Below are 23,001 nucleotides of genomic sequence, written 5' to 3' on the forward strand. Positions count from 1 at the left end.
TGTCGCTTTACTTGCAGACACAAAAAGAAACAGGTTCCGGAGGGGAACTCCGGAACCATGCCAAAATCATAACTAAGCCGACTATATCAGAAGACGACAACGAAATGCCAGCAAATTTGAGACGGGCATTTTCTTGCATTCGTTCAGGGCTTTAACAGATGAGATTGACATTTTTCAATAGAACATATAGTGAACATAACCATGAAGAAGTCAATCAGGCAACGGCTGGCCATTCTTTCCGATGCGGCCAAATACGATGCGTCCTGTGCCTCCAGCGGCACGACGAAACGCAGCTCTGCTGCATCCGGCGGACTTGGCTCCACGGAGGGGTCGGGCATATGCCATGCCTATGCGCCGGACGGGCGCTGCATTTCGCTCCTGAAGATTTTGCTCACCAATTTCTGTATCTATGATTGCGCCTATTGCATCAATCGTTCTTCGAGCAATGTCGAGCGGGCGCGGTTTACTGCCGAGGAGGTGGTGTGGCTGACGCTGGAGTTCTATCGGCGCAACTATATCGAGGGGCTGTTTCTCTCTTCCGGTATTATCCGCTCGTCCGATCATACGATGGAAGAGATGGTGCGGGTGGCGCGGGAACTGCGCGTCACGCATGGCTTTCGCGGCTACATCCATCTGAAATCCATTCCCGAAGCATCGCCAAAGCTTATTGAGGAAGCGGGGCTTTACGCCGACCGGCTGTCGATCAACATCGAATTGCCGACTGATAGCGGCGTCAGCCGTTTTGCGCCGGAAAAGCAGCCCGCCAATATTCGCCGCTCGATGGCTGATATCCGCCTGAAGATCGAGGAGGCGGGGGAGCCGACCGTCAGGACGCGAAAGACCAAACGTTTTGCGCCTGCCGGACAGAGCACGCAGATGATCGTTGGGGCGGATGGGGCTGATGACAGCACCATTCTGTCCACCAGCGCCCGGCTTTATGGCAGCTATGGTTTGCGGCGCGTCTATTATTCGGCTTTCAGCCCCATTCCGGATTCGTCGAAGAACCTGCCGCTCATCAAGCCGCCTTTGATGCGGGAACACAGGCTTTATCAGGCCGACTGGCTTTATCGCTTTTATGGGTTCGACATTGGTGAAATAACCGCGATCGGCGGTAATGGCATGCTCGATCTCGATATAGATCCGAAGCTTGCCTGGGCGCTGAAAAATCGCGACCGTTTTCCAGTGGACGTGAACGTGGCGGATCGCGAAATATTGCTGCGCGTGCCCGGCTTCGGTACCAAGACGGTCGCCTCGATCCTGTCTTCACGCCGGTTTCGCCGGTTGCGGCTGGAGGATATTGCCCGCTTCGGCGTTTCCCTGAAAAAGGTGAAGGCCTTCATCGTTGCTGACGGCTGGACGCCGGGCAAGCTGACTGAACGGCCGGATTTGCGAGCGATGTTTGCTCCGCAGCCCGAACAATTATCGCTGCTGTGATGTACGGCCCGGTTCTGGAAGGGCGGGGCGATTTCGGCGAGTGGCGTGATGCGGCGCGCGCGGCTCTCGCCGCCAATGTGCCGCCGGAGGCGATTGACTGGCGGTTGCGGGATGAGAAAGTCGGGCTTCTCGATTTTGCCGGAGAGCCTTTGCCGGCGGCCCGTGCGGATGACGTGCAGGTGTCCGTTCCAGCCTCCTTCGTGACGTTGGCGCAAGCGATTATCTGTCATAGCGATCCGGGTCGTTTCGCACTGCTTTACCGGTTGCTGTGGCGGCTGAAGCGGGATCGCGCCCTGTTGCAGTTCAAGTCCGATGCAGATGTTTCCGAAGCCCGGCAGCTTGAAAAATCGGTCCGCCGCGATTGTCACAAGATGACGGCCTTTGTTCGCTTCAAGGAATTATCCTTGCCGCAGGGGCATGGCGGGCGGCGGCGCTTCGTCGCATGGTTCGAGCCGGATCACTTCATCGTCGAGCGCACGGCCCCGTTTTTCCAGCGGCGGTTCACGGATATGGACTGGCTGATCGCGACACCGAACGGCTCCGCGCGGTGGGACGGAAACGTGCTGGAGACATCGCGGCAGGCCGCGTCCAAGCCTGAGCTGACGGATGAAACGGACGAGCTGTGGCGAACTTATTATGCCAATATATTCAATCCGGCGCGTCTGAAGATAAAAGCGATGACGGCAGAGATGCCAAAGAAATACTGGAAAAATTTGCCGGAAGCCGAGCTTATTCCAGGTCTCGTTCTCGGTGCCGAGGCGCGGGTGCTGGAGATGGCGGCAAAGGCTGCTAGCCAGCCGCAACCATTCCATCACCGCCTGCAGGCCGCGGCCTCGGCGCGTGAAGAGCCGCCACCGGCGCCAGACGGTACGCTCGCTTCATTGGCGCGGGAGGCTGGCCAATGCACACGCTGCGCCCTGCATTGCAAGGCAACGCAGACAGTGTTCGGCATGGGACCTGAAAATGCGAAAGTGATGATCGTCGGGGAACAGCCGGGAGATCACGAGGATCTTGCCGGAAAACCTTTCGTCGGTCCCGCTGGTCAGCTGTTCGACCGGACGTTGGTTGAAGCCGGTATTGACCGCAAAAAGCTTTATGTCACCAACGCCGTCAAACACTTCAAATACGAGGCTCGCGGCAAGCGGCGCATCCACCAGCGACCGGATGCGGGCGAGGTGCAGCAATGCCGCTGGTGGCTTAACAAGGAAATCGAGCTGGTACGGCCGAAGCTTATCGTTGCCATGGGTGCAACTGCGCTTTATGCGCTGACAGGCGGAAAGGAAAAGGTCTCCGAGGTTCGGGGTCGCCCGATACCGATGCAAGAGGAGCGGACGCTTTTTGTCACGGTGCACCCTTCCTATCTTCTTCGCCTTCCCGACTCGCAGCAGAAGAAGGAGGAAATGCAGAATTTCAGGAATGAAATTGATTTTATAAGATTATTCTAATATACTGTTTTGTGTCTTGCTATGCTATATTGGATGATCATCGATGTCTTCATCTATATGATTAAATTTTTGCCTTTTGCTTATTTTTATTGAAATTTTATACTTGATACCATAATTCCGATATTTATATTTATTCATTGCGTGGATGTATGATGCTCGGCGAGCTAGATCTTGCAACAGTGATACTGATGCAAAAGTGTTCTTACATTGTTGGAATGCTGAGTTTTATATATCTGAAGCTCACAAATCGTGGTTTGCACGGCCCGACAGCTCTTGCAGCAGGCTTCGCAGCCATGGCTGCCGGCTCCACGCTCGCTGGGTACGGCGAATGGGGAATAATGTCTCCGGCCTTGTGGCAATTCGGCAGCATCGTCTTCGGTATCGTGGGTTATGCGCTGATCTGGCTTGGCCTGAAAATCGTGAGCGATGGACGTGCTGCCAGCAGGGGGACAGTATCAGCTGTCTGTTTGATTGCCTTGCTGGCAATTGTCCTTGCACAGCAGGTGGCTGACAATAACGCTTATCGTGCGGCCCTGTTCAACGTCTGTGCGGCTGTGGCCTATCTTGCTGGAGCTGGCGGGCTTTTCGCGCGGTGGCGCAAGGAGCCACTCCTGTCCCGCTTCGCGTTGGGCGCGATTGCGGGTATTTCCGGCCTGATTTCGTTGTCGGTGGCAAAGAGCGTGCTTTTGCCCCAATACGCCGCCATCGATCTGGTCAATGCGTTTTTCCTGATCATCATGTTGAACTTCGCCATTGCGCTGTTCGTGATGATGCTGGTAGCCGAGCGGTCAGAGCGGAAATTGCTGGTTCTCGCCAACACCGATCCTTTGACGGGCGTCAAGAACCGTCGTTTTTTCTTCCAGGCCATGCCGGCGGTGCCAGGTCCCAACGATGCGGCGATGCTGCTCGATATCGACCACTTCAAATCAATCAACGACCGCTTCGGCCACGCCGTCGGCGACAGCGTTCTTCAGGAAGTGGCGAAGCGTATCGGCGGCAGCATACGCGGTGGTGACGTGCTGGCGCGTTACGGTGGCGAGGAGTTTATCATCTTCCTGCCGGGTGCCGGTGTTCAAAAGGCTTGCATGATCGGAGAACGCATTCGCGATGCGATTGCGATAACCGAAGTCGATTGCGGCGGTTTGCGTGTCGGTGTGACGATCAGCATCGGCGTCGCAACCAGCGGCGATATGCGCTGCGATCTTCAGACCCTGGCGGAAATGGCGGACCGCGCCCTTTACCGCGCCAAGACGGATGGGCGCAATTGCGTGCGCGAAGCCCTGGCGGCGTGAGGCTTTTGAGCTTTTTGTGAGACAATGCAAAACGCCGCGGGCATGACCCGCGGCGTTTCCATGATCTTCGTTGTCGGCTGATTTTACAGGAAGTAGCTCTGCAAGGGCTTCACTTCCAGATTGCCGGCCTTAAGCGCCTTGATGGCAAGGGCTGCTGCTTCCGCACCGGCCATCGTCGTGTAGTAGGGCACCTTCTGCATCAGCGTTGCGCGGCGCAGCGACTTCGAGTCGGAAATCGCCTTGTTGCTGTCGGTGGTGTTGATGACCAGCTGGACCTGACGGTTGCGGATGGCGTCTTCGATATGCGGACGACCTTCCTGCACCTTGTTGATCTTCTCGGCGTTGATGCCCTGTTCAGCAAGGAAACGCTGGGTGCCGCCGGTTGCCAGTACCCTGAAGCCACTCTCGACCAGAATACGGATTGCGGGCAATACACGGTCCTTGTCGTCGTCGCGCACCGAGACGAAGACGGTGCCGGAGCGCGGCAGGTCGACGCCGGCGCCGAGCTGGCTCTTGGCGAAGGCGAGGGCGAAATCGGTGTCGAGGCCGATGACTTCGCCGGTCGAGCGCATTTCCGGTCCGAGCAGAATGTCGACGCCGGGGAAGCGGGCGAACGGGAAAACGGCTTCCTTGACGGCGATGTGCTTCAGGTTGCGCGGATCGGGTTTCTTGCCGTAAGCGGCAATCGCCGCATCAAGCTTTTCGCCGGCCATGACGCGGGCAGCGATCTTGGCGATCGGCGCACCGATGGTTTTTGCAACGAAGGGCACCGTGCGGGAGGCGCGCGGGTTGACTTCGAGAACGTAGATCGTGCCGTCCTTGATAGCGTACTGAACGTTCATCAGGCCACCGACGTTGAGCGCCTTTGCAAGCGCCGTCGTCTGGCGTTCGAGCTCGTCGAGGGTTTCCTTGCTCAGCGAACGGGACGGCAGCGAGCAGGCCGAGTCGCCCGAGTGGATACCGGCTTCTTCGATGTGCTCCATGATGCCCGACACGAAGACGTTTTCGCCGTCGCAAAGTGCATCGACGTCGACTTCTACGGCGTTGGTCAGGTAGCTGTCGAACAGAAGCGGGTTCTTGCCGAGCAGGGTGTTGATCTGGCCGGTCTTGTCGTTCGGGTAACGCTGCTTGATGTCCTCTGGCACGAGGCCCGGGACCGTGTCGAGCAGATAGGTCTGGAGCTGGCCTTCCGAATGGATGATCTGCATGGCGCGGCCACCCAGAACATAGGACGGACGCACGACCAGCGGGAAGCCGATTTCCGAAGCGACGAGGCGCGCCTGTTCAACCGAATAGGCGATGCCGTTGTTCGGCTGGGCGAGGTCGAGCTTCATCAGCAGCTTCTGGAAGCGGTCGCGGTCTTCGGCAAGGTCGATCATGTCAGGCGCGGTGCCGAGGATCGGAATACCGTTCTTTTCCAGCGCTTCGGCCAGCTTCAGCGGCGTCTGGCCGCCGAACTGCACGATGACGCCGACCAGTTCGCCCTTTTCCTGCTCGGCGCGCATGATCTCGATCACGTCTTCGGCCGTCAGCGGTTCGAAATAGAGGCGGTCGGAGGTGTCGTAGTCGGTCGAAACCGTTTCCGGGTTGCAGTTGATCATGATCGCTTCGAAGCCTGCATCCTTCAGCGCGAAGGCGGCATGGCAGCAGCAATAGTCGAACTCGATGCCCTGGCCGATACGGTTCGGACCGCCGCCGAGGATGACGACCTTCTTGCGGTCGGAAACCTGCGCTTCAGAGCGGGCGGCGCCGACGAAGGGGATTTCATAGGTCGAATACATGTAGGCGGTGGGTGAGGCGAATTCTGCCGCGCAGGTGTCGATGCGCTTGAAGACCGGGCGAACATTGAGGCTGTTGCGCAGCTCGGCCACTTCCTTTGGGCGCTTGCCCGTCAGAATTGCCAGGCGGGCGTCGGAAAAGCCCATGGCTTTGAGCATGCGCAGGTTCTCTGCGTCCTGCGGCAGGCCTTGCTCACGGACACGGGCTTCCATGTCCACAATTGCCTTGAACTGGGCGATGAACCAGGGGTCGATCTTCGAGTTTTCGTGGACTTCTTCCTCCGTCATTCCCATGCGCAGCGCCTGGGCGACCATGCGCAGGCGATCCGGCGTCGGTGTGCCAATGGCGGCGCGGATGGCGTTCTTCGAGCCTTCGCCCTCTTCAAAGCCGGGGATTTCGATTTCATCGAGACCGGTGAGGCCGGTTTCCATGCCGCGCAGCGCCTTCTGCAGCGATTCTGCGAAGGTGCGGCCGATGGCCATGACTTCACCGACGGACTTCATGGCCGTTGTGAGGATCGGCGAGGCGCCCGGGAACTTCTCGAAGGCGAAACGCGGGATCTTGGTGACGACGTAGTCGATCGACGGTTCGAACGAGGCAGGCGTCGCGCCGCCGGTGATATCGTTTTCCAGCTCGTCGAGCGTATAGCCGATGGCGAGCTTGGCGGCGATCTTGGCGATCGGGAAGCCGGTCGCCTTGGAGGCGAGAGCAGACGAGCGCGAAACGCGCGGGTTCATTTCGATGACGACGAGGCGGCCGTCTTTCGGGTTGACGGCGAACTGCACGTTCGAGCCGCCGGTTTCCACGCCGATCTCACGCAGCACCGCAATCGAGGCGTTGCGCATGATCTGGTATTCCTTGTCGGTCAGCGTCAGTGCTGGCGCAACCGTGATCGAGTCGCCCGTGTGGACGCCCATCGGATCGATGTTTTCGATGGAGCAGATGATGATGCAATTGTCCGCGGTGTCGCGGACCACTTCCATTTCATATTCCTTCCAGCCGAGAACAGATTCTTCGACCAGCACCTCGGTGGTCGGCGAAGCGTCGAGGCCGCCCGAGACGATGTCGAAGAATTCGGAGCGGTTATAGGCAATGCCGCCGCCGGTGCCGCCGAGCGTGAAGGACGGGCGGATGATGGCGGGCAGGCCGACATGGTCGATCGCCTGGGCGGCGATTGCAATCGCATGCGCCATGTAACGCTGCTTGCGGTCGGTCTCGCCAAGGTTCCACTGGTTTTCCAGATCGTCCAGCGCCTTGTCCAGTTCCGCACCGGAAAGCTTCGCCTTGAGTTCGGCGCGGGCAGCTTCGTGCTTCTTGCGGTCGGCGTCCTTGATTTCAGTGGCGTTGGCCAGCATGGACTTCGGCGTTTCGAGGCCGATGCGAGCCATGGCCTCGCGGAAGAGGGCGCGGTCTTCGGCCATGTCGATGGCTTCGGGCTTGGCGCCGATCATTTCCACATTGTAGCGGTCGAGAACGCCCATGCGCTTCAGGGACAGCGCGGTGTTGAGCGCGGTCTGGCCGCCCATGGTGGGCAGCAGCGCGTCCGGGCGTTCCTTCGCGATGATCTTGGCAACGACTTCCGGGGTGATCGGCTCGACATAGGTTGCGTCGGCAAGGCCCGGATCGGTCATGATGGTGGCCGGGTTGGAGTTCACCAGAATGACCCGGTAACCCTCTTCCTTCAGCGCCTTGCAGGCCTGGGTGCCGGAATAGTCGAATTCACATGCTTGGCCGATGACGATCGGTCCTGCGCCAATGATGAGGATGGACTTGATATCTTGGCGCTTCGGCATGGCTCTCTCGTTCCGCGTTTTGGTTGCGCAAAACACCAGCCAGGGTGAAAGATCACCGGCCGGGGCGCGCAATTCAAAGTTTTCAGGCTAGAAGCGGCTTATAGGCAAATGTTTTTGAGAACGGAACCCCATAAATTCCGGAATCGACAGAAACTCTTAACCCGCCGGTGTATGCGCGGCGAAACGGGCCTGCACGGCCGCGCTATGGGAGCGGCTGACGGGTATTTCCGAGCCGTCTCTTGTAATGACGTGCAGACGGCCAGCCTGTTTACGCAACGAGACGACGTCGGAAATGGCAATCCAGTGGGAACGGTGCACCTGCAAGCCTTCCGTGAGGCCTATTTCTTTCAGCGCATCGGCAAAACGCAGCAGAACGAGCTGATGGCCGCGCGTGGTGACGATTTCGGTATAGTGGTCCTGCACCGACAGCCGCAGCAATTCTCCGCGCTTTTGCGGCGGCAGCCGCTCCAGCAGCGGCGCGATGCTTTTCACCTCACCTTTGGCATCTCCATTCGGGTCCGCAACGGCATCCGTTGCCGTTGCGCGTGACTGGCAGGCCGTGAGGTAGCTCAGCAGGCAAAAGATGGCGCAGAGCGGCAGGGCCGACAGGCTGCTTTTCAGAAAGGCAGCGAAACCCATTTCCCTGCCGGAAAAGATTTGGTTCATGATGGAAAGCAGCAGCCCGATGGGCAGGGCTGCCGTCAGCGAGCCGATCATCATGCGTGTCAGCATATTTTCAATGCTGCTGGCAAGGATGGTGTTGGCGAGGATGGAAAAGGATATTGCGAACGTCCATGCGCCAGCCTGAACGATTGTCCAGTAAAGCAGCCGGTCGGCGAAACTCATGGTCTCACTTGTCCCGAAAGGGCCGGTCAGAATGAAGATCGCCAATATGGCAAGGAAGGTCAGCCACAGTCTGCGCGATTGCAGGATGGCGTGCATTTCACGAAGCGTGGACTGCAAAGAGAGGTGATCCACGAAGTTTTCCTGCGGTTGACGCCAATGCGTTTTTCTTTCGCGCATGTTTTGCCGAAGTTAGCGATAATTTCAACCGGGTCAAAACGCTTCACCATGTCACTCCAGCCTTTGCTAGACGCACCGCTTGCCGTGCAATTCCATGTCGCCACCGTTGTTCCGGCCGCGATTCTCGGTGCCTTCATTTTTCTTCGCCCAAAAGGAACCGCCATCCACCGGCTACTCGGCAGGATTTGGGTGACGCTGATGGTCATGACGTCCGTTTCGACCTTCTTCATTCATGAATTGAGGGTGTTTTACGGTTTCAGCCCGATTCATCTTTTATCGATTCTCACCATATATGGCTGTCTGCAATCGGTCCTTTTCGCGCGCAGGGGCGAAATCAGGCGCCATATGAGGATCATGCAGAGTGTTTATTTCGGCGGTATCGTCATCGCAGGCGGTTTCACCTTCGTTCCGGGGCGGATCATTCACGAGGTTGCTTTCGGTGACGGCCAGCCGGGTCTTGTGGTGCTTTTCGCGGGCGTGTTCGTGTTTGCCCTGCTGTCTCTGACCGTCTTCACGCAAAGGCGGCGAGCCTCCTGAACGAATGCACCCACCTCCGCTTTCTTCCGGAACAAGATGTATTATAGTGCCGTTATAAGGTTGCCTGTTGAGGCGACGTTTGCGGAGAGAAAAGCATGGAATGGAGAGGGCGCCGCCAGTCGGACAATATCGAGGATCGGCGCGGCATGTCGGCGGGATCGGGGCCATCCGGCAACGATCCTTTTTCGCGTGGCGGAATGCGCGTGCCGATCGGGCGCCGCGGCGGCGGCATCGGCATTGGCGGTCTTCTGCTGATCCTGCTGATCAGCTGGGTGCTTGGCATCAATCCGCTGACGCTGCTTTCGGGCGGAGACATTTCACTGGATGGGGGCGGTACCACGCAGCAATCCGGCCAGCAGGCGGGCACTCGGCCGCAGGGCCAATCGTCCGACGAGACGACGGCTTTCGTGCGCACCGTGCTGGCTGAGACGGAAGATACGTGGAGCGGCATTTTCCAGTCCGCCGGCGAGACCTATCAGAAACCGACCCTTGTGCTGTTTTCCGGGCAGGTTGCGTCTGCCTGCGGTTCTGCCTCTGCGGCCAGCGGCCCGTTCTATTGCCCTGGTGACCGCAAGGTCTATCTCGACACCAGTTTCTTCAGTGAACTGGACAAGCGTTTCGGCGCGTCTGGCGATTTCGCGCAGGCTTACGTTATTGCGCATGAGGTGGGCCACCACGTCCAGAACCTGACCGGTGTCCTGCCGGAGTTCAACCGCCGCCGCCAGTCCATGAGCCAGGTGGATGCCAACAAGATGTCGGTGCGTGTGGAGCTTCAGGCCGATTGTTATGCCGGTATCTGGGGCAAGTTCACCGAACAGAAGGGAATTCTGGAAACCGGTGACCTTGAGGAAGCGCTCAACGCTGCCCACCAGATCGGCGACGACACCCTGCAGAAGCAGACTCAAGGATATGTGGTGCCTGACAGTTTCAACCACGGTACGTCGGCGCAGCGCATGGAATGGTTCAAGCGCGGCTTCCAGAACGGACGCGTCGAGGACTGCGACACCTTTTCGGCGAATATCTGATAATCAAATGAACGAGGGGGCTTTTCAGCCCCCTTTTTATTCAGCGCATCAACAGCGCCACGGCATACATGCCAAGCGCGAAGATCGTATGGGCAACGAGGTTGAGAAAGCGAACCTTGTTCGGGTTCGGCGTCTTCGATGCCGCCCAGCCGATGCCGAGGCCAGGTTGCAGCAGGAACCAGCCCGCGCCGACCGTGACGATGCCCACGATCCAAGGCTGAATGAAGGACGGCTCTGAAAACCACGAGGCCGGCACTATCAGGGCGAGAATGATGCCGTAGAGAATGCCGACGGCATAATGCGAGACCCAGCCGAGCGCCAGTTCATGCTCGTAAGGTGCGGCCGTCGCTATAGTATCGTGGAATATCCTGCCCTTCGGCACATGCCAGAACCAGCGGCCGACCGGCGCCCAGTTCGGGGCGGACTGGCCAAAAAACCGGTGCAGCACAATCGCCCATATATCCATAAACACGGTGCCACCAACCCCCATGGCAATACCGCGCCAAATCAAATCCAGCATAGATCCCTCCGCAAATCATGATCGACCAAGCTCTAGCTGATCGTGTGAGTGGCGTGAACAGGGTTTTTCGCGTGCTGAGGGCGGACAAGAAAAATGGCCGGATCGCTCCGGCCATAATGAATACTGAAACGTCTCCTCCGTCATGCCGGACTGGATCCGGGGTAACGGTGCGATTGTCTCACCAGTGAGCTATTTTCGGTCTACGCAGCACGCCCATATTCAGCCTGCCGCCGTGTTGCCGTGGCGAGCTGGAACTGCGCAAGCAATTCGTTGAGCGCCGCCGCTTCCGAGGCGAGGCCGTGGCTTGCCGCAGTCTGTTCTTCGACCATGGCGGCATTCTGCTGGGTGCCCTGATCGATGGTGTTGATGGCGGTGTTGATTTCCTGAAGTCCGGTGGACTGTTCGCGCGACGACGTTACGATGGCGTCGATGTGGCGGTTGATCTCCTGGACTTCGCGGACGATGGTTTCCAGCGCCTTGCCGGCATTGCCGACGAGATCGACACCGGATTGCACCTGCGATGTTGAGGCGTTGATCAGCGTCTTGATCTCCTTCGCGGCATTTGCAGAGCGCTGGGCAAGCTCGCGCACTTCCTGTGCGACGACGGCAAAACCCTTGCCTGCCTCACCGGCGCGGGCGGCTTCCACGCCGGCATTCAGCGCAAGCAGGTTCGTCTGGAAAGCGATTTCGTCGATCACGCCAATGATGTTGCTGATCTCCGACGACGATTTTTCGATGCCTTCCATGGCACGAACAGCGTCCTCGACGATGATGCCGGACTGCTCGGCATTGTTGCGCGTGCGGTCGACCAGACGGCCTACCTCTTCGGCACGGCGGGCTGAATCCTTGACCGTCGTGGTTATTTCCTCAAGCGCGGCCGCAGTCTCCTCGACAGAGGCGGCCTGCTGCTCGGTGCGCTTGGCCAGGTCGTCGGCAGACTGGCGGATTTCTCCAGCACCGGCATCGATTGCGCGTGCATTCTGGCCGACTGTGCTCAAGGCAACGTTCAGCTTGGCGACGGAGTTGTTGAAGTCGTCGCGCAAGCGGTCGATGCGGGTCACGAAAGGTGTCTCGATCCGGTAGTTGAGGTCGCCGTTCGAAAGGTGCGTCAGTCCCTTTGCTAGCGAATCGACTGCGAACTGGATGTCGGCCGCGTCTTTCGCCGCCAGTCGTTCGCGGTCGTTGCGCTCCTGTTCGGAAAGCGTGCGGTTCTGTTCGGCGTCGCCTTCAAGACGCAGACGTTCCGTGGCGTTCGATTTGAATACGGCAACCGCCGCAGCCATCGAGCCGATCTGGTCACTGCGCTCCTGGCCGGGAATGGCGACATCGAGATTGCCGGCGGCAAGCCTTTCCATGGCAGCAGTCATCTGCGTGACGGGGCGAACAATGAAACGGCTGAGAACGGTTGCCAGCAGGGCGATCATGATCGCGGCGGCAAGGATTGTCGCGATGGTTGCCGCGAGGCGAAATTGGCCGATCGCGCTGTAGGCGACGTCGGAATCGACAACGAAACCGAGATACCAATCGACCGAGGGCAGACCGGCGACGGGAATGAAGCTGGTGATCTTGCCCTTGCCGTCGATCTCGGTTTGCGAAATCGCGGAAGAAATTGCCGGTGTATCAACCTTGAAGAGATCGGTCAGCGGCTTGTCGACGAATTTCGCATCGGGATGCATGAGGATCTTGCCGTCCTTGCTGACGAGGAAGGCGTATCCATCCTTGCCGGCATCCACCGACTTGATCATCGATACCAGCGAATCCAGCGAGAAGTCGCTACCCGTCACGCCGGCCAGCTTGCCGTTGATGGACACGGGAATGGCGGCAGTGATGATAAGGCCGCCGGTCGACGCATCGCTATAGGGCTCGGTCAGTACTGGCTTGCCGGCCTTGACGGCGTCCAGATACCAGGGGCGCTTGCGCGGGTCATACCCTTCCGGCAATGGCAATTTCGGGAAAGTCGTGAAACTGCCGCTTTCGGCATTGCCGAAATAGGTGGACATGAACTGAGCCGTCAGCACGTCGTTCTGGAGGAACTGCAGCTTGGCGTCGTCATCTGGGAGCTTGGCGAGCGTCTTTGCAACCGTTTCGGTCAGCATGATGCGCCCGTTCAGCCAGTTGGCGATGCTTTGCGCTGCCTGCTTGCCGGACGAATCGATATTTTCCGCCACGGCTTGCGTTGTCACCTGGTGCTGAAGACTGTCGATATAGAAGGAAAAGCCGGCAAAAGCGGCGACGACAAGCGATGACGCCGCAAACAGAATGCGCGTCATGAGATTGGTTTTTTTGGGCAAGCTACACGTCCTTGGAACCAGATGTGCCCATTCGGCTCATCTTGGAAAATAATGGGAAAGACATGCCTCAATGGCGGGAACATTCTGCGTCATGCAGCTTATGGTTTGAAAGAACTTCGCGATATTCTAATGCGTAAAGTGAAATGGTAAAATTCGGCTAAATTTGTTTTATGTCACGCCGTTTCGGCCCAAGTGGACGTAAAATTGCCGTTCTGCGTAAATTTTGATCATTGATCCGCAAAGGTTGCGTGCAGGAAGGGAATATTTTATTCATCACCTGCTGCCATTGCGCAATTCGCGGGCAATGGCCAAAATTCAGGTGAATTACAATGTCTTCGTCGGTTGTTGCAGAAACCGTTCCCTCTGGATCGGGGTCGTGGCTTTCGCATTTCAAGGCTACGCTTGCGCTTGGAATTCCGCTTGTCGGTGCGCAGCTCGCGCAGCTTGGCATCCACACTACAGATATGGTCATCGTTGGTCAGCTCGGAGCTGAGAAGCTGGCGGCCATGGTGCTGGCCGGGCAGTTCTTCTTCGTTGTCTTCATTTTCGGCTCGGGATTTTCCGTGGCCGTGGTGCCAATGGTAGCGCAGGCTTACGGGCAGGGCGATGCGACAGCTGCCCGCCGCTCGCTGCGCATGGGCATGTGGGTTGCAATCGCGTACTGGATTCTTGCCCTGCCGATATTCTTCAACGCCGAGCGCATTCTGGTCTATCTCGGGCAAAACCCCGAAGTTGCGGCGTTGACCGGCCATTATCTCGCCATCGCCAAGTTCGGCCTTTTGCCGGCGCTGCTTTTTTACGTGCTGCGCGGGCTTGTCAGTGCCATCGGCCGTGCCGGTATCATTCTGTATGTCACCATCATCATGTTGGTGCTGAACGGCTTGATGGCCTATGCGCTGGTCTTCGGCCATTTCGGATTGCCGGTGATGGGCATGAACGGCGCGGCCGTCGTCGCCGTCATCGTCAATGCCTTCAGCTTCATCTTCATCGTCGCTTATGTGCAGACGCGTGAGGAAACCAGGAAATACGAGCTGTTCGTGCGCTTCTGGCGGCCGGACTGGCATGCGCTGTTCGAAGTGCTGCGCCTTGGCCTGCCTATCAGCATCACCATCCTTGCCGAAGTGACGCTGTTTGCGGCCGCTTCGATCCTGATGGGACAGATTGGCACCGTGCAGCTTGCGGCGCATGGCATCGCCCTGCAGCTTGCCTCCATCGCTTTCATGATCCCGCTCGGCCTGTCGCAGGCGGCGACCGTGAGGGTCGGTGTCGCGTTCGGTCAGGGTGATTTCAGGAACCTCGTGCGCGCCGCCATCATGGTCTACGCGATTGCCTGCGGCATTGCCGTTTGCGGCGGCATCCTGTTTGCGGCTGTTCCGGAATTTCTGGCGAAGTGGTTTCTTGACGCGAAGTTGCCGGAAGCGGCGGAAGTGCTTGCCTACGCAAGCAGCCTCGTGGTGATCGCCGGCATCTTCCAGTTGGTCGATGGTATCCAGGCTGTGACAGCAGGTTTGCTGCGCGGATTGAAGGATGCGCGCATTCCGGCGATGCTGGCGCTGATTTCCTATTGGCCGATCGGGCTAGCGCTGGCCTGGACCATGGCCTTTCCGCTCGGCTTTGGCGGACGCGGCGTCTGGTTCGGTTTCGTGATCGGCCTTTCGACGGCGGCCGTTCTCCTGACTATACGTTTCGTCATTCTGGTGAAGCGTGAAATGAAAACGGCCCGCTGAAAGCGGGCCGTATATCTTTCCTGATTTTCCGAAGATGTCTCAGCGCTCGGCGAGCGCTGCCTCACCTTGTCTCTCGCGCAGCAGGTTGACGAAGCGGCGGAAGAGATAGTGGCTGTCCTGCGGGCCGGGCGATGCTTCCGGATGGTGCTGGACGGAGAAGACCGGCTTGCCGACGATGCGGAGGCCGCAATTGGTGCCGTCGAACAGCGACGTGTGGGTTTCTTCGACGCCATCAGGCAGCGACTTGGCGTCAACCGCAAAACCATGGTTCATGGAAACGATTTCCACCTTGCCGGTGGTGAAGTCCTTGACCGGATGGTTGGCGCCGTGGTGGCCCTGGTGCATCTTTTCAGTCTTGGCGCCGACGGCCAGGCCAAGCATCTGGTGGCCGAGGCAGATGCCGAAGATCGGCAGGTCGCTGTTGATGAGGTTCTGAATGACCGGTACGGCATATTCGCCTGTCGCGGCCGGATCTCCCGGACCGTTGGAAAGGAAAACGCCATCCGGCTTCAATGCCAGAATGTCTTCGGCGGATGTCTGGGCCGGAACCACCGTGACCTTGCAATCGAGACCGGCGAAGAGGCGCAGGATGTTGCGCTTGACGCCGAAATCCACGCAGACGACATGGTACTTCGCATCGGCTTCATTCAGCGTGCCGTAACCCTCGTTCCAAACCCAAGGCGTTTCCGTCCAGGTGGAGGATTGGCCGGATGTGGCTTCGATGGCGAGGTCGAGGCCGACGAGACCGCTCCATGCCTTGGCTTCCGCCTTCAGCGCCTCGATGTCGAATACGCCGTTGGGATCATGGGCGATCACCGCGTTCGGTGCACCGTTTTCGCGTATCCATGCCGTCAGCGCGCGCGTGTCGATGCCGCAAAGGCCGATGACGCCGCGGGCTTTCAGCCAGGCATCCAGATGTTTGGCGGCGCGGAAGTTCGAAGGGTCGGTGATGTCGGCCTTGAAGATGACGCCGACTGCGCCGCGGCGGGCGGCTGGCGTCAGGTCTTCGATGTCTTCCTCATTGGTGCCGACATTGCCGATATGCGGGAAGGTGAAGGTGACGATCTGGCCGAGATAGGACGGATCGGTCAGGATTTCTTCGTAACCGGTCAGTGCGGTGTTGAAGCAGACTTCGGCCTGTACCTTGCCGGTTGCGCCGATCCCCGTTCCCTCGATCACTGTGCCATCGGCAAGAACAAGCATTGCGGTCGGTTTGCGGGTAGTCCAGGGCGCTGTCTCGGTCATCTCGTTCCGTTTCTGCCGCTTCGCACCCCGCCTCTTGAAAGGCAGGGGGAGAGGGGCCATTTTTTGTCGCAGGCTTCGTGACATAAAGGGGCGCGCGAAAAACTCGCGTTTTGACCCTTCGTTAAAATCTCGTGCAGGTGCCGGAAAATAACGAAAGCTGCTTAAACGGTCAACCGCAGGCTCAAGATTTACGCGGAATTAAACCTTCGCACATTCAAGGGCTTATGCATTTGATTTGCTTGAGCGGGTTTGCTCGGTTATGTCGTTTCGAAAAATAAGGTGGAAAGTTTCCGTGTCGAGAAGCTGCGGAATGCACTTTCCCAAGGAGAAGAAGAAATGATGCGCGACACGTTCGCTAATACTCTGAAAGACGCGCTGAAGGCTCGTGACGCCCGGCGTACATCGACCGTGCGTCTCATCCAGGCGGCCATCAAGGATCGCGATATTGCCAATCGCGGCGTGGGCAAGGACCCCGTCACCGACGACGAGATCATGCAGATCCTGACCAAGATGGTGAAGCAGCGGGAAGAGTCCGCCAGCATCTATGATGGCGCCGGTCGCGCCGAGCTTGCCGCTCAGGAGCGCGAGGAAATCGTCATCATCAAGGAATTCATGCCGGAAGAGATTCCGGCCGAAAAGGTGCGCGAATTGTGCCAGGCCGTCATCAGCGAAACCGGCGCCTCCGGCCTGCGTGACATGGGCAAGTGCATGAATGCGCTCAAGGAGCGTTATCCCGGCCAGATCGACTTCGCGAAAGCCTCCGGCGTCGTCAAGGATTTGCTGAAGTAGGTCTCGCCCGTTCGGAAAAAGTAAAGGCAGGGTAGCCATGGCTACCCTGCCTTTTTGCTGCCGACGAAGGCGCATTTCGGCGGATCAAAATGCGGTCACGCGCAGGCGTTTTTCGGGGGACGTGCCTGCGGGCGTCAGCAGCTTTATGAGAATGTCCGGGCGCTGCCTTTGAATATGTTTTATACCTCCGCGACGGTTGGCTCAAATTACAAAAACATAATTTTTTGTGATGATGCGCTGCCATAAATTTGCCCGAAGCGGGCGACAGCGGCGATGCGGTTTTAGTGCGATGGCCTGTGAATATCGGGTATTCCGGTTCTTTGGGTTTGGTACTGACCCCTTTCTGCGCTTATATGAAAGACTGGCCTCGAACAGGTAACCCATGCGATTTTCCAATTCTTTTCTCGATGAGATACGCGACCGCGTGAACATCTCCGATGTGATCGGCAGACGTGTGTCCTGGGATAAGAAGAAGACCAATACGCCGCGGGGCGATTATTGGGCCTGCTGCCCGTTCCATGGCGAAAAAAGCCCGAGTTTTCATTGCGAGGATCGCAAGGGGCGATACCATTGTTTTGGTTGCGGTGTTTCCGGCGATCATTTCCGGTTTCTCACCGATCTCGAGGGGTTGAGTTTCCCCGAAGCCGTTCAGCAGATCGCCGACATGGCCGGCATCTCCATGCCGCAGCCCGATCCGCAGGCTGAGAAGCGCGAGCGCGAGCGCACCTCGTTGCAGGACGTCATGGAAATGGCGACGCTGTTCTTTCAGGATCAGTTGCAGACCGCGCTTGGTGCGCGGGCGCGGGCTTACCTGCGCGATCGCGGGCTGACTGGGCGCACCATCGAGACATTCAGGCTCGGTTTTGCACCAGATAGCCGCAATGCGCTGAAGGAGCATCTGGCGAGCAAGGGTGTGGCGCGCGAACAGATGGAAGCCTGCGGGCTGGTGGTGCATGAAAACGTGCCGGTTTCCTATGACCGCTTCCGCGACCGCATCATGTTCCCGATCCTGTCGTCGCGCGAAAAGGTGATCGCTTTCGGCGGCCGCGCCATGGCGGCGGATGCAGTGGCCAAATATCTGAACTCCAACGAGACCGAGCTTTTTCACAAGGGCAATGTTCTCTACAATTTCGCCCGCGCGCGGCGCGCCTCGCAGGCTTCCGGTGGGACCGTCATTGCCGTCGAAGGTTATATGGATGTCATTGCGCTTTATCAGGCGGGTGTCGAAAATGCTGTCGCCCCGCTCGGCACGGCGCTGACGGAAAGCCAGCTTGAGCTCCTGTGGAAAATGTCGCCGCAGCCGATCCTCTGCTTTGATGGCGACGGCGCCGGCATTCGTGCCGCCAACCGCGCAGCCGATCTCGCCCTGCCGCATATCAAGCCTGATCGTTCGGTGAGCTTTGCGCTTTTGCCCGACGGAAAAGACCCTGATGATCTCGTGCGGCTGGAGGGGCGTGCGCCTTTTGACCGTGTGCTTTCCGAGGCAAAACCGCTCGCGGCGATGATCTGGAGCCGCGAGACGTCTTCGGTGACTTTCGATACGCCTGAAAAGCGTGCCCAGCTTGAAAGCCGGCTGCGGCAGATCGTTGCCGTCATCGGCGACGAGGCGGTGCGGCGTTTTTACCAGCAGGATATGCGCGACAGGCTGAATGCCTTCTTCCAGCCGCGTTTTCAGCAGGGCGGTTCGCAGGGTGGAAATTTCCGTCGCGATGGCCAGCAGGGTAATGGGCGCGGGTTCCAGAGGAACGCTTCCGGACGGGGTGGAGCCATGGCTGCGCCGGCCAGTAACATTTCCGACCGGCTTACCCAGTCGGGTCTGGTCAGGGGGCACCAGACCAAGCCTTCACTTCGCGAAAGCGTTCTCGCAATCACCATCGTCAATCATCCCGAACTGCTGCTTGAGGAATATGACGAGATCGCCGCGATCGATTACGAAAACCGCGATCTGCAACGCCTGTGGTCGACTGTGCTGACCTTTGCTGCGGAAAGTGCGGCCGAGATTTCGCGGGCAGGGCTGATCGAGCGCCTGTCGCAGCAGGGTTTCGAGGTGCTTTTGAAAACCATGGACCAGCAGGTGCGCAATGCGCGCCTGTGGACGGCCACGGAACAGGCGGCGCTGGAAGATGCGCGTGAGGGATATGTGCAGGCGCTTTCCCTGCACAAGAGGACGAAATCCCTGCTCTGGCAGAAGCGCGAGCTGGAGCGGGAAATAGGCGAGGCGACGGACGACGAACGCGGCACGCTTCTGGTGCGGGCGCTGGCCGAAGTTCAGCTGGAAATCGGCCGAATGGAAAATCAGGAAGCGATCATCGATGGTTTCGGCGTTATGTCCGGCCGGGTAAAGGGTCCGGCTGTCGGCCATGGCTGAGGACTGCGGCCAAGAATAGAAAGACGTGTGGGGTTGCCTTTTGCTGCAAGCGCCCTAAATAGGGGGTAGTCTGGTGATAACTCGCAAAATGCGGCCCTTTTTATGAATTTCCGTGGCTGTCTCGCCCTCAAAGGCTTGACGGGGCGGGAAATAGCGGGAATCACCAATTCAGGAATAGTAAGGTGGAATGAGCCTTGGCGGATAGAAATTGCATGAGCAAGCATTTTCGGGTGCACTGTCTTTGCATTCTGCCTGAGGCTGCCGTGGTTAATCGGCAATTAAAGATCACTCCGTTAGGTGTCTGACAGTGATTCGCTGTTATCAGCCGGATGCTCTCAAGGCGAACGGCGATGCGGCGGAACAGGTGTTAGCGTCAGGGAAAGCGACGAGATAGATGGCAACCAAAGTCAAAGAAAACGAAGAAGCAGAAAACGAACGCGACGGTGCGACGGACGGTCCGCTTCTCGATCTTTCGGATGACGCGGTCAAAAAGATGATCAAGGCCGCCAAGAAGCGCGGCTATGTGACGATGGACGAGCTGAATTCCGTCCTGCCGTCCGAAGAAGTGACGTCCGAGCAGATCGAAGACACGATGGCGATGCTGTCCGATATGGGCATCAACGTTATCGAGGACGAGGATGCCGAGGAAGCGCCGGGCGAAGCCGAAAGCGACGATTCCGATAACGAAGAGTCCGAAGGCGGGGAACTGGCACCTTCCGGCGGTACCGCGCTTGCGACCGCGAAGAAAAAAGAACCGACCGACCGTACCGACGATCCTGTGCGCATGTATCTGCGCGAAATGGGTTCCGTAGAGCTTCTGTCGCGCGAAGGCGAAATCGCCATCGCCAAGCGCATCGAGGCCGGCCGCGAAACGATGATCTCCGGCCTTTGCGAAAGCCCGTTGACGTTCCAGGCGCTGATCATCTGGCGCGACGAACTCAACGAAGGCACGACGCTTCTGCGCGAGATCATCGATCTCGAAACCACTTATTCCGGCCCGGAAGCCAAGGCTGCCCCGCAGTTCCAGAGCCCGGAAAAGATCGAGGCGGACCGCAAGGCCGCCGAAGAGAAGGAAAAGACCCGCAGACTGCGTGCGCCCTCCGGTGACGAGGATGTGACTGACGTGGGTGGCGATGGCCTGCCGCCGGAAGAGGAAGAAGAGGACGACGACGAGTCCAACCTTTCGCTTGCCGCGATGGAAGCCGAGCTGCGTCCGCAGGTCATGGAAACGCTCGACACCATTGCCGACACCTACAAGAAGCTGCGCAAGCTTCAGGACCAGCAGGTCGAGGCTCGCCTTGCCTGCACGGGAACCCTGTCCTCCGGTCAGGAGCGCCGCTACAAGGACCTCAAGGACCAGTTGATCACGGCTGTGAAGTCGCTGTCGCTGAACCAGAACCGTGTCGACAGCCTTGTCGAGCAGCTTTACGATATTTCCAAGCGTCTGATGCAGAACGAAGGCCGGCTGCTGCGCCTTGCCGAATCCTATGGCGTAAAGCGCGACAGCTTCCTCGAGCAGTATCACGGTGCGGAACTCGATCCGAACTGGATGAAGTCGATTGCCAATCTGGCCGCCCGCGGCTGGAAGGAATTCGCCCGCGAGGAAAGCAACACGATCCGCGAGATCCGTCAGGAAATCCAGAATCTGTCGACGGAAACCGGTATTTCCATCGCCGAATTCCGCCGTATCGTTTCCATGGTACAGAAGGGTGAGCGCGAAGCGCGTATCGCCAAGAAGGAGATGGTCGAGGCCAACCTGCGTCTCGTGATCTCCATCGCCAAGAAATACACCAACCGCGGCCTGCAGTTCCTCGATCTCATTCAGGAAGGCAATATTGGCCTGATGAAGGCGGTGGACAAGTTCGAATATCGCCGTGGTTACAAGTTCTCGACCTATGCGACATGGTGGATCAGACAGGCGATCACCCGTTCTATTGCCGACCAGGCGCGCACGATCCGTATTCCGGTTCACATGATCGAGACGATCAACAAGATCGTTCGCACCTCGCGCCAGATGCTGCACGAGATCGGCCGCGAGCCGACCCCGGAAGAGCTGGCGGAAAAGCTGGCCATGCCGCTTGAAAAGGTGCGCAAGGTTCTGAAAATCGCCAAGGAGCCGATTTCGCTCGAAACCCCTGTGGGTGACGAAGAGGATTCGCATCTCGGCGACTTCATCGAGGACAAGAACGCGCTGCTGCCGATCGACGCCGCCATTCAGGCCAACTTGCGCGAGACGACGACCCGCGTTCTCGCCTCGCTGACGCCGCGTGAAGAACGTGTTCTGCGCATGCGTTTCGGCATCGGCATGAACACCGACCATACGCTGGAAGAAGTCGGCCAGCAGTTCTCGGTTACGCGCGAACGTATTCGCCAGATCGAGGCCAAGGCACTGCGCAAGCTGAAGCATCCGAGCCGCTCCAGAAAGCTCAGAAGCTTCCTCGACAGCTAAGCCTTTGCCTGCTTTAAAATTGAACCCGGTCAGTCACCTCTGGCCGGGTTTTTTGTTTCCTGCACTGGCGATCTCTGCGACAAGCCTTATGTGTGAAAACAAAGCGTTCCGCTTTTTCGGAAATGCTCAGGTTCGATTTGGCTCGATAACATGCAACAGGTTTCGGCAAGCAGATGGCGAGGGAAGGGATGGGCGGTGCCCGTCTCCGTGTTGCTGCATCTGGCTGTGGTCGCGATCTTTCTTTTTGAACTGCCCGAACGCATAGCCGAACCGCAGGAGCCGGAAAGCATCAGCGTCGATCTGGTGCCGCCGCCTGAGGAAAAGAAGCCGGAAGAAGCCAAGCCTCCCGCCGCCGAGCAGGCAAAGCAAGAAAAGCCGCAGCCTCCACCGCCGCCGCCCGCTCCGCCGGCAGAGGAGCCGAAACCTTCGCCGCCCTTGCAGGCGACGCTGCCGGCCATCGCCATGCGGCCGGAGGAGACGCAGGCGGACCCAGAGGACAAGCCAGGTAAGGCGGAGGAAGCGGACAAGGCCGAGCCTTCCAAGGAGCCTGAAAGCCAGCCTGAAAAGACGGCTGAGGACAAGCCCGCGCCATCTGCCGCCAACGGCGATCTCAAGGCGTCCGCCGAGCAGGGAGAAATTGCGGTTTCACCCGTCAAGCAAGAGGCTGAGCCGGAAAAGGCGCCTGTGCCGCAGGAGAAACCGGCTGACGAAAAACCTGCCGAGGTGGCAAAGGAGAAGCCCGCGAAACTTCCGGCCGCCAAACAATTATTGTCTTCGTCGCTGCTTTCTCCGGCCCAAAGACGCCAGATGTTTGGTGATTTGCCGCCCCGCCGCCGCATTGTTCAGCTTTGCAGCACGGAGGCTCTGGCGCAAATTCAGGGCGCGGGTTTTGCCGCCCGTGGCATGATACCCTATTCGGATACTGGCGGGAGGATATCGGGGAATTCGATTGATGCTTCCGGCGGCGCATTCAACACCGGCAATAGCTGGCACGATGTGTCTTTTCAGTGCGAGGTCGATCTGGATAACTACGCCGTTACGGCCTTCCGGTTTAAAATTGGGAACGCCTTAACACCGGATGAGGCGAAAAAGCGGGGCTTCACCCGATTTCAATGAAGGTTAGGTTTTTTAAACTTTTGGTTTGCTGACGAAGGTTTCCGTCCGCCACTCCGTCTTCCTCGGGCTTGTCCCGAGGATATGCAACCGACCGATTTTGTAGACGTGTTTAAATCCTTGGGACAAGCCCAAGGATAACGTCGAGTCTGGACATATGTCGGTCAGCAG

General features: G+C 58.5%; 15 protein-coding genes. 10 read left to right on the forward strand and 5 right to left on the reverse strand.

The features are described 5' to 3' along the window. Positions 1 to 201: 201 nt before the first annotated feature. The 3 genes from AB4Z23_RS09605 (at position 202) to AB4Z23_RS09615 (ending at position 4,171) form a co-directional block, all read left to right on the forward strand. Positions 202 to 1,434, forward strand: coding sequence for a putative DNA modification/repair radical SAM protein (locus AB4Z23_RS09605; protein WP_065702322.1), 1,233 nt, complete (start codon positions 202 to 204; stop codon positions 1,432 to 1,434). Then, positions 1,434 to 2,879, forward strand: a complete 1,446-nt coding sequence (locus AB4Z23_RS09610) for a UdgX family uracil-DNA binding protein (protein ID WP_421477245.1) — start codon at positions 1,434 to 1,436, stop codon at positions 2,877 to 2,879. The genes AB4Z23_RS09605 and AB4Z23_RS09610 overlap by 1 nt, the downstream gene beginning before the upstream one ends. Before the next feature lie 152 nt (positions 2,880 to 3,031). Continuing rightward, entirely contained in the window at positions 3,032 to 4,171 is a 1,140-nt protein-coding gene (locus AB4Z23_RS09615; RefSeq protein ID WP_441360072.1) for a GGDEF domain-containing protein, read from the forward strand. 83 nt (positions 4,172 to 4,254) lie between these two features. Here AB4Z23_RS09615 and carB read toward each other — a convergent pair whose 3' ends face one another. Together carB and AB4Z23_RS09625 are read right to left on the reverse strand one after the other, a co-directional pair. Further along, the gene (gene carB, locus AB4Z23_RS09620; protein WP_003513392.1) at positions 4,255 to 7,743 is read right to left on the reverse strand and encodes a carbamoyl-phosphate synthase large subunit; all 3,489 of its coding nucleotides are present in this window, start codon (positions 7,741 to 7,743) and stop codon (positions 4,255 to 4,257) included. Between the two features lie 156 nt (positions 7,744 to 7,899). Next, entirely contained in the window at positions 7,900 to 8,766 is an 867-nt protein-coding gene (locus AB4Z23_RS09625; protein ID WP_065687156.1) for a LytTR family DNA-binding domain-containing protein, read from the reverse strand. Between the two features lie 48 nt (positions 8,767 to 8,814). Between AB4Z23_RS09625 and AB4Z23_RS09630 the strand changes: the two genes are divergently transcribed. Both AB4Z23_RS09630 and ypfJ read left to right on the forward strand, forming a co-directional pair. Beyond that, positions 8,815 to 9,303, forward strand: coding sequence for a DUF2306 domain-containing protein (locus AB4Z23_RS09630; protein ID WP_112496402.1), 489 nt, complete (start codon positions 8,815 to 8,817; stop codon positions 9,301 to 9,303). A 95-nt stretch (positions 9,304 to 9,398) separates the two neighbouring features. Next, a complete protein-coding gene (gene ypfJ, locus AB4Z23_RS09635) occupies positions 9,399 to 10,328 on the forward strand; it encodes a KPN_02809 family neutral zinc metallopeptidase (protein ID WP_003513383.1) in 930 nt (309 codons plus the stop codon). Between the two features lie 40 nt (positions 10,329 to 10,368). Here ypfJ and AB4Z23_RS09640 read toward each other — a convergent pair whose 3' ends face one another. After that, positions 10,369 to 10,848 (reverse strand): DUF2938 domain-containing protein, encoded by a 480-nt coding sequence (locus AB4Z23_RS09640; protein ID WP_038491718.1) that lies wholly within the window; start codon positions 10,846 to 10,848, stop codon positions 10,369 to 10,371. Positions 10,849 to 11,048: 200 nt separating this feature from the next. After that, on the reverse strand, positions 11,049 to 13,139 hold the full coding sequence (gene mcpU / locus AB4Z23_RS09645) for a methyl-accepting chemotaxis protein McpU (RefSeq protein WP_013636557.1): 2,091 nt from the start codon (positions 13,137 to 13,139) through the stop codon (positions 11,049 to 11,051). Between the two features lie 329 nt (positions 13,140 to 13,468). On the opposite strand from mcpU, the gene AB4Z23_RS09650 reads away from it, so the two are divergent. Next, positions 13,469 to 14,866, forward strand: coding sequence for an MATE family efflux transporter (locus AB4Z23_RS09650; protein ID WP_003513377.1), 1,398 nt, complete (start codon positions 13,469 to 13,471; stop codon positions 14,864 to 14,866). Between the two features lie 39 nt (positions 14,867 to 14,905). Here the strand turns inward: AB4Z23_RS09650 and carA are convergent, their stop codons facing one another. After that, entirely contained in the window at positions 14,906 to 16,111 is a 1,206-nt protein-coding gene (carA, locus tag AB4Z23_RS09655) for a glutamine-hydrolyzing carbamoyl-phosphate synthase small subunit (RefSeq protein WP_003513375.1), read from the reverse strand. A 339-nt stretch (positions 16,112 to 16,450) separates the two neighbouring features. On the opposite strand from carA, the gene AB4Z23_RS09660 reads away from it, so the two are divergent. The 4 genes from AB4Z23_RS09660 to AB4Z23_RS09675 all read left to right on the forward strand — a co-directional run bounded on the left by AB4Z23_RS09660 (position 16,451) and on the right by AB4Z23_RS09675 (position 22,833). Continuing rightward, positions 16,451 to 16,900 carry a GatB/YqeY domain-containing protein gene (locus tag AB4Z23_RS09660; RefSeq protein WP_026330775.1) on the forward strand — a complete coding sequence of 150 codons (450 nt, stop codon included), beginning with the start codon at positions 16,451 to 16,453 and terminating at the stop codon, positions 16,898 to 16,900. A 382-nt stretch (positions 16,901 to 17,282) separates the two neighbouring features. After that, positions 17,283 to 19,268: a DNA primase gene (gene dnaG, locus AB4Z23_RS09665; protein WP_003513370.1), complete on the forward strand. Its 1,986-nt coding sequence runs from the start codon at positions 17,283 to 17,285 to the stop codon at positions 19,266 to 19,268. A gap of 394 nt (positions 19,269 to 19,662) precedes the next feature. Further along, positions 19,663 to 21,717 carry an RNA polymerase sigma factor RpoD gene (gene rpoD, locus AB4Z23_RS09670; RefSeq protein ID WP_003513359.1) on the forward strand — a complete coding sequence of 685 codons (2,055 nt, stop codon included), beginning with the start codon at positions 19,663 to 19,665 and terminating at the stop codon, positions 21,715 to 21,717. 195 nt (positions 21,718 to 21,912) lie between these two features. After that, complete coding sequence (locus AB4Z23_RS09675) at positions 21,913 to 22,833, forward strand: DUF930 domain-containing protein (RefSeq protein WP_162696512.1); 921 nt, start codon at positions 21,913 to 21,915, stop codon at positions 22,831 to 22,833. Positions 22,834 to 23,001 lie beyond the last annotated feature (168 nt).

The sequence above is a fragment of the Agrobacterium sp. MCAB5 genome (assembly GCF_052114365.1).
GTDB lineage: Bacteria > Pseudomonadota > Alphaproteobacteria > Rhizobiales > Rhizobiaceae > Agrobacterium > Agrobacterium tumefaciens.

What these genes read in the sequence shown, in the direction of transcription:
- AB4Z23_RS09605 (WP_065702322.1), top strand. Translation starts at nt 202, where the DNA reads ATGAAGAAGTCAATCAGGCAACGGCTGGCCATTCTTTCCGATGCGGCC.
- AB4Z23_RS09610 (WP_421477245.1), top strand. Translation starts at nt 1,434, where the DNA reads ATGTACGGCCCGGTTCTGGAAGGGCGGGGCGATTTCGGCGAGTGGCGT.
- AB4Z23_RS09615 (WP_441360072.1), top strand. Translation starts at nt 3,032, where the DNA reads ATGCTCGGCGAGCTAGATCTTGCAACAGTGATACTGATGCAAAAGTGT.
- carB (WP_003513392.1), bottom strand. Translation starts at nt 7,743, where the DNA reads ATGCCGAAGCGCCAAGATATCAAGTCCATCCTCATCATTGGCGCAGGA.
- AB4Z23_RS09625 (WP_065687156.1), bottom strand. Translation starts at nt 8,766, where the DNA reads ATGCGCGAAAGAAAAACGCATTGGCGTCAACCGCAGGAAAACTTCGTG.
- AB4Z23_RS09630 (WP_112496402.1), top strand. Translation starts at nt 8,815, where the DNA reads ATGTCACTCCAGCCTTTGCTAGACGCACCGCTTGCCGTGCAATTCCAT.
- ypfJ (WP_003513383.1), top strand. Translation starts at nt 9,399, where the DNA reads ATGGAATGGAGAGGGCGCCGCCAGTCGGACAATATCGAGGATCGGCGC.
- AB4Z23_RS09640 (WP_038491718.1), bottom strand. Translation starts at nt 10,848, where the DNA reads ATGCTGGATTTGATTTGGCGCGGTATTGCCATGGGGGTTGGTGGCACC.
- AB4Z23_RS09650 (WP_003513377.1), top strand. Translation starts at nt 13,469, where the DNA reads ATGTCTTCGTCGGTTGTTGCAGAAACCGTTCCCTCTGGATCGGGGTCG.
- carA (WP_003513375.1), bottom strand. Translation starts at nt 16,111, where the DNA reads ATGACCGAGACAGCGCCCTGGACTACCCGCAAACCGACCGCAATGCTT.
- AB4Z23_RS09660 (WP_026330775.1), top strand. Translation starts at nt 16,451, where the DNA reads ATGCGCGACACGTTCGCTAATACTCTGAAAGACGCGCTGAAGGCTCGT.
- dnaG (WP_003513370.1), top strand. Translation starts at nt 17,283, where the DNA reads ATGCGATTTTCCAATTCTTTTCTCGATGAGATACGCGACCGCGTGAAC.
- rpoD (WP_003513359.1), top strand. Translation starts at nt 19,663, where the DNA reads ATGGCAACCAAAGTCAAAGAAAACGAAGAAGCAGAAAACGAACGCGAC.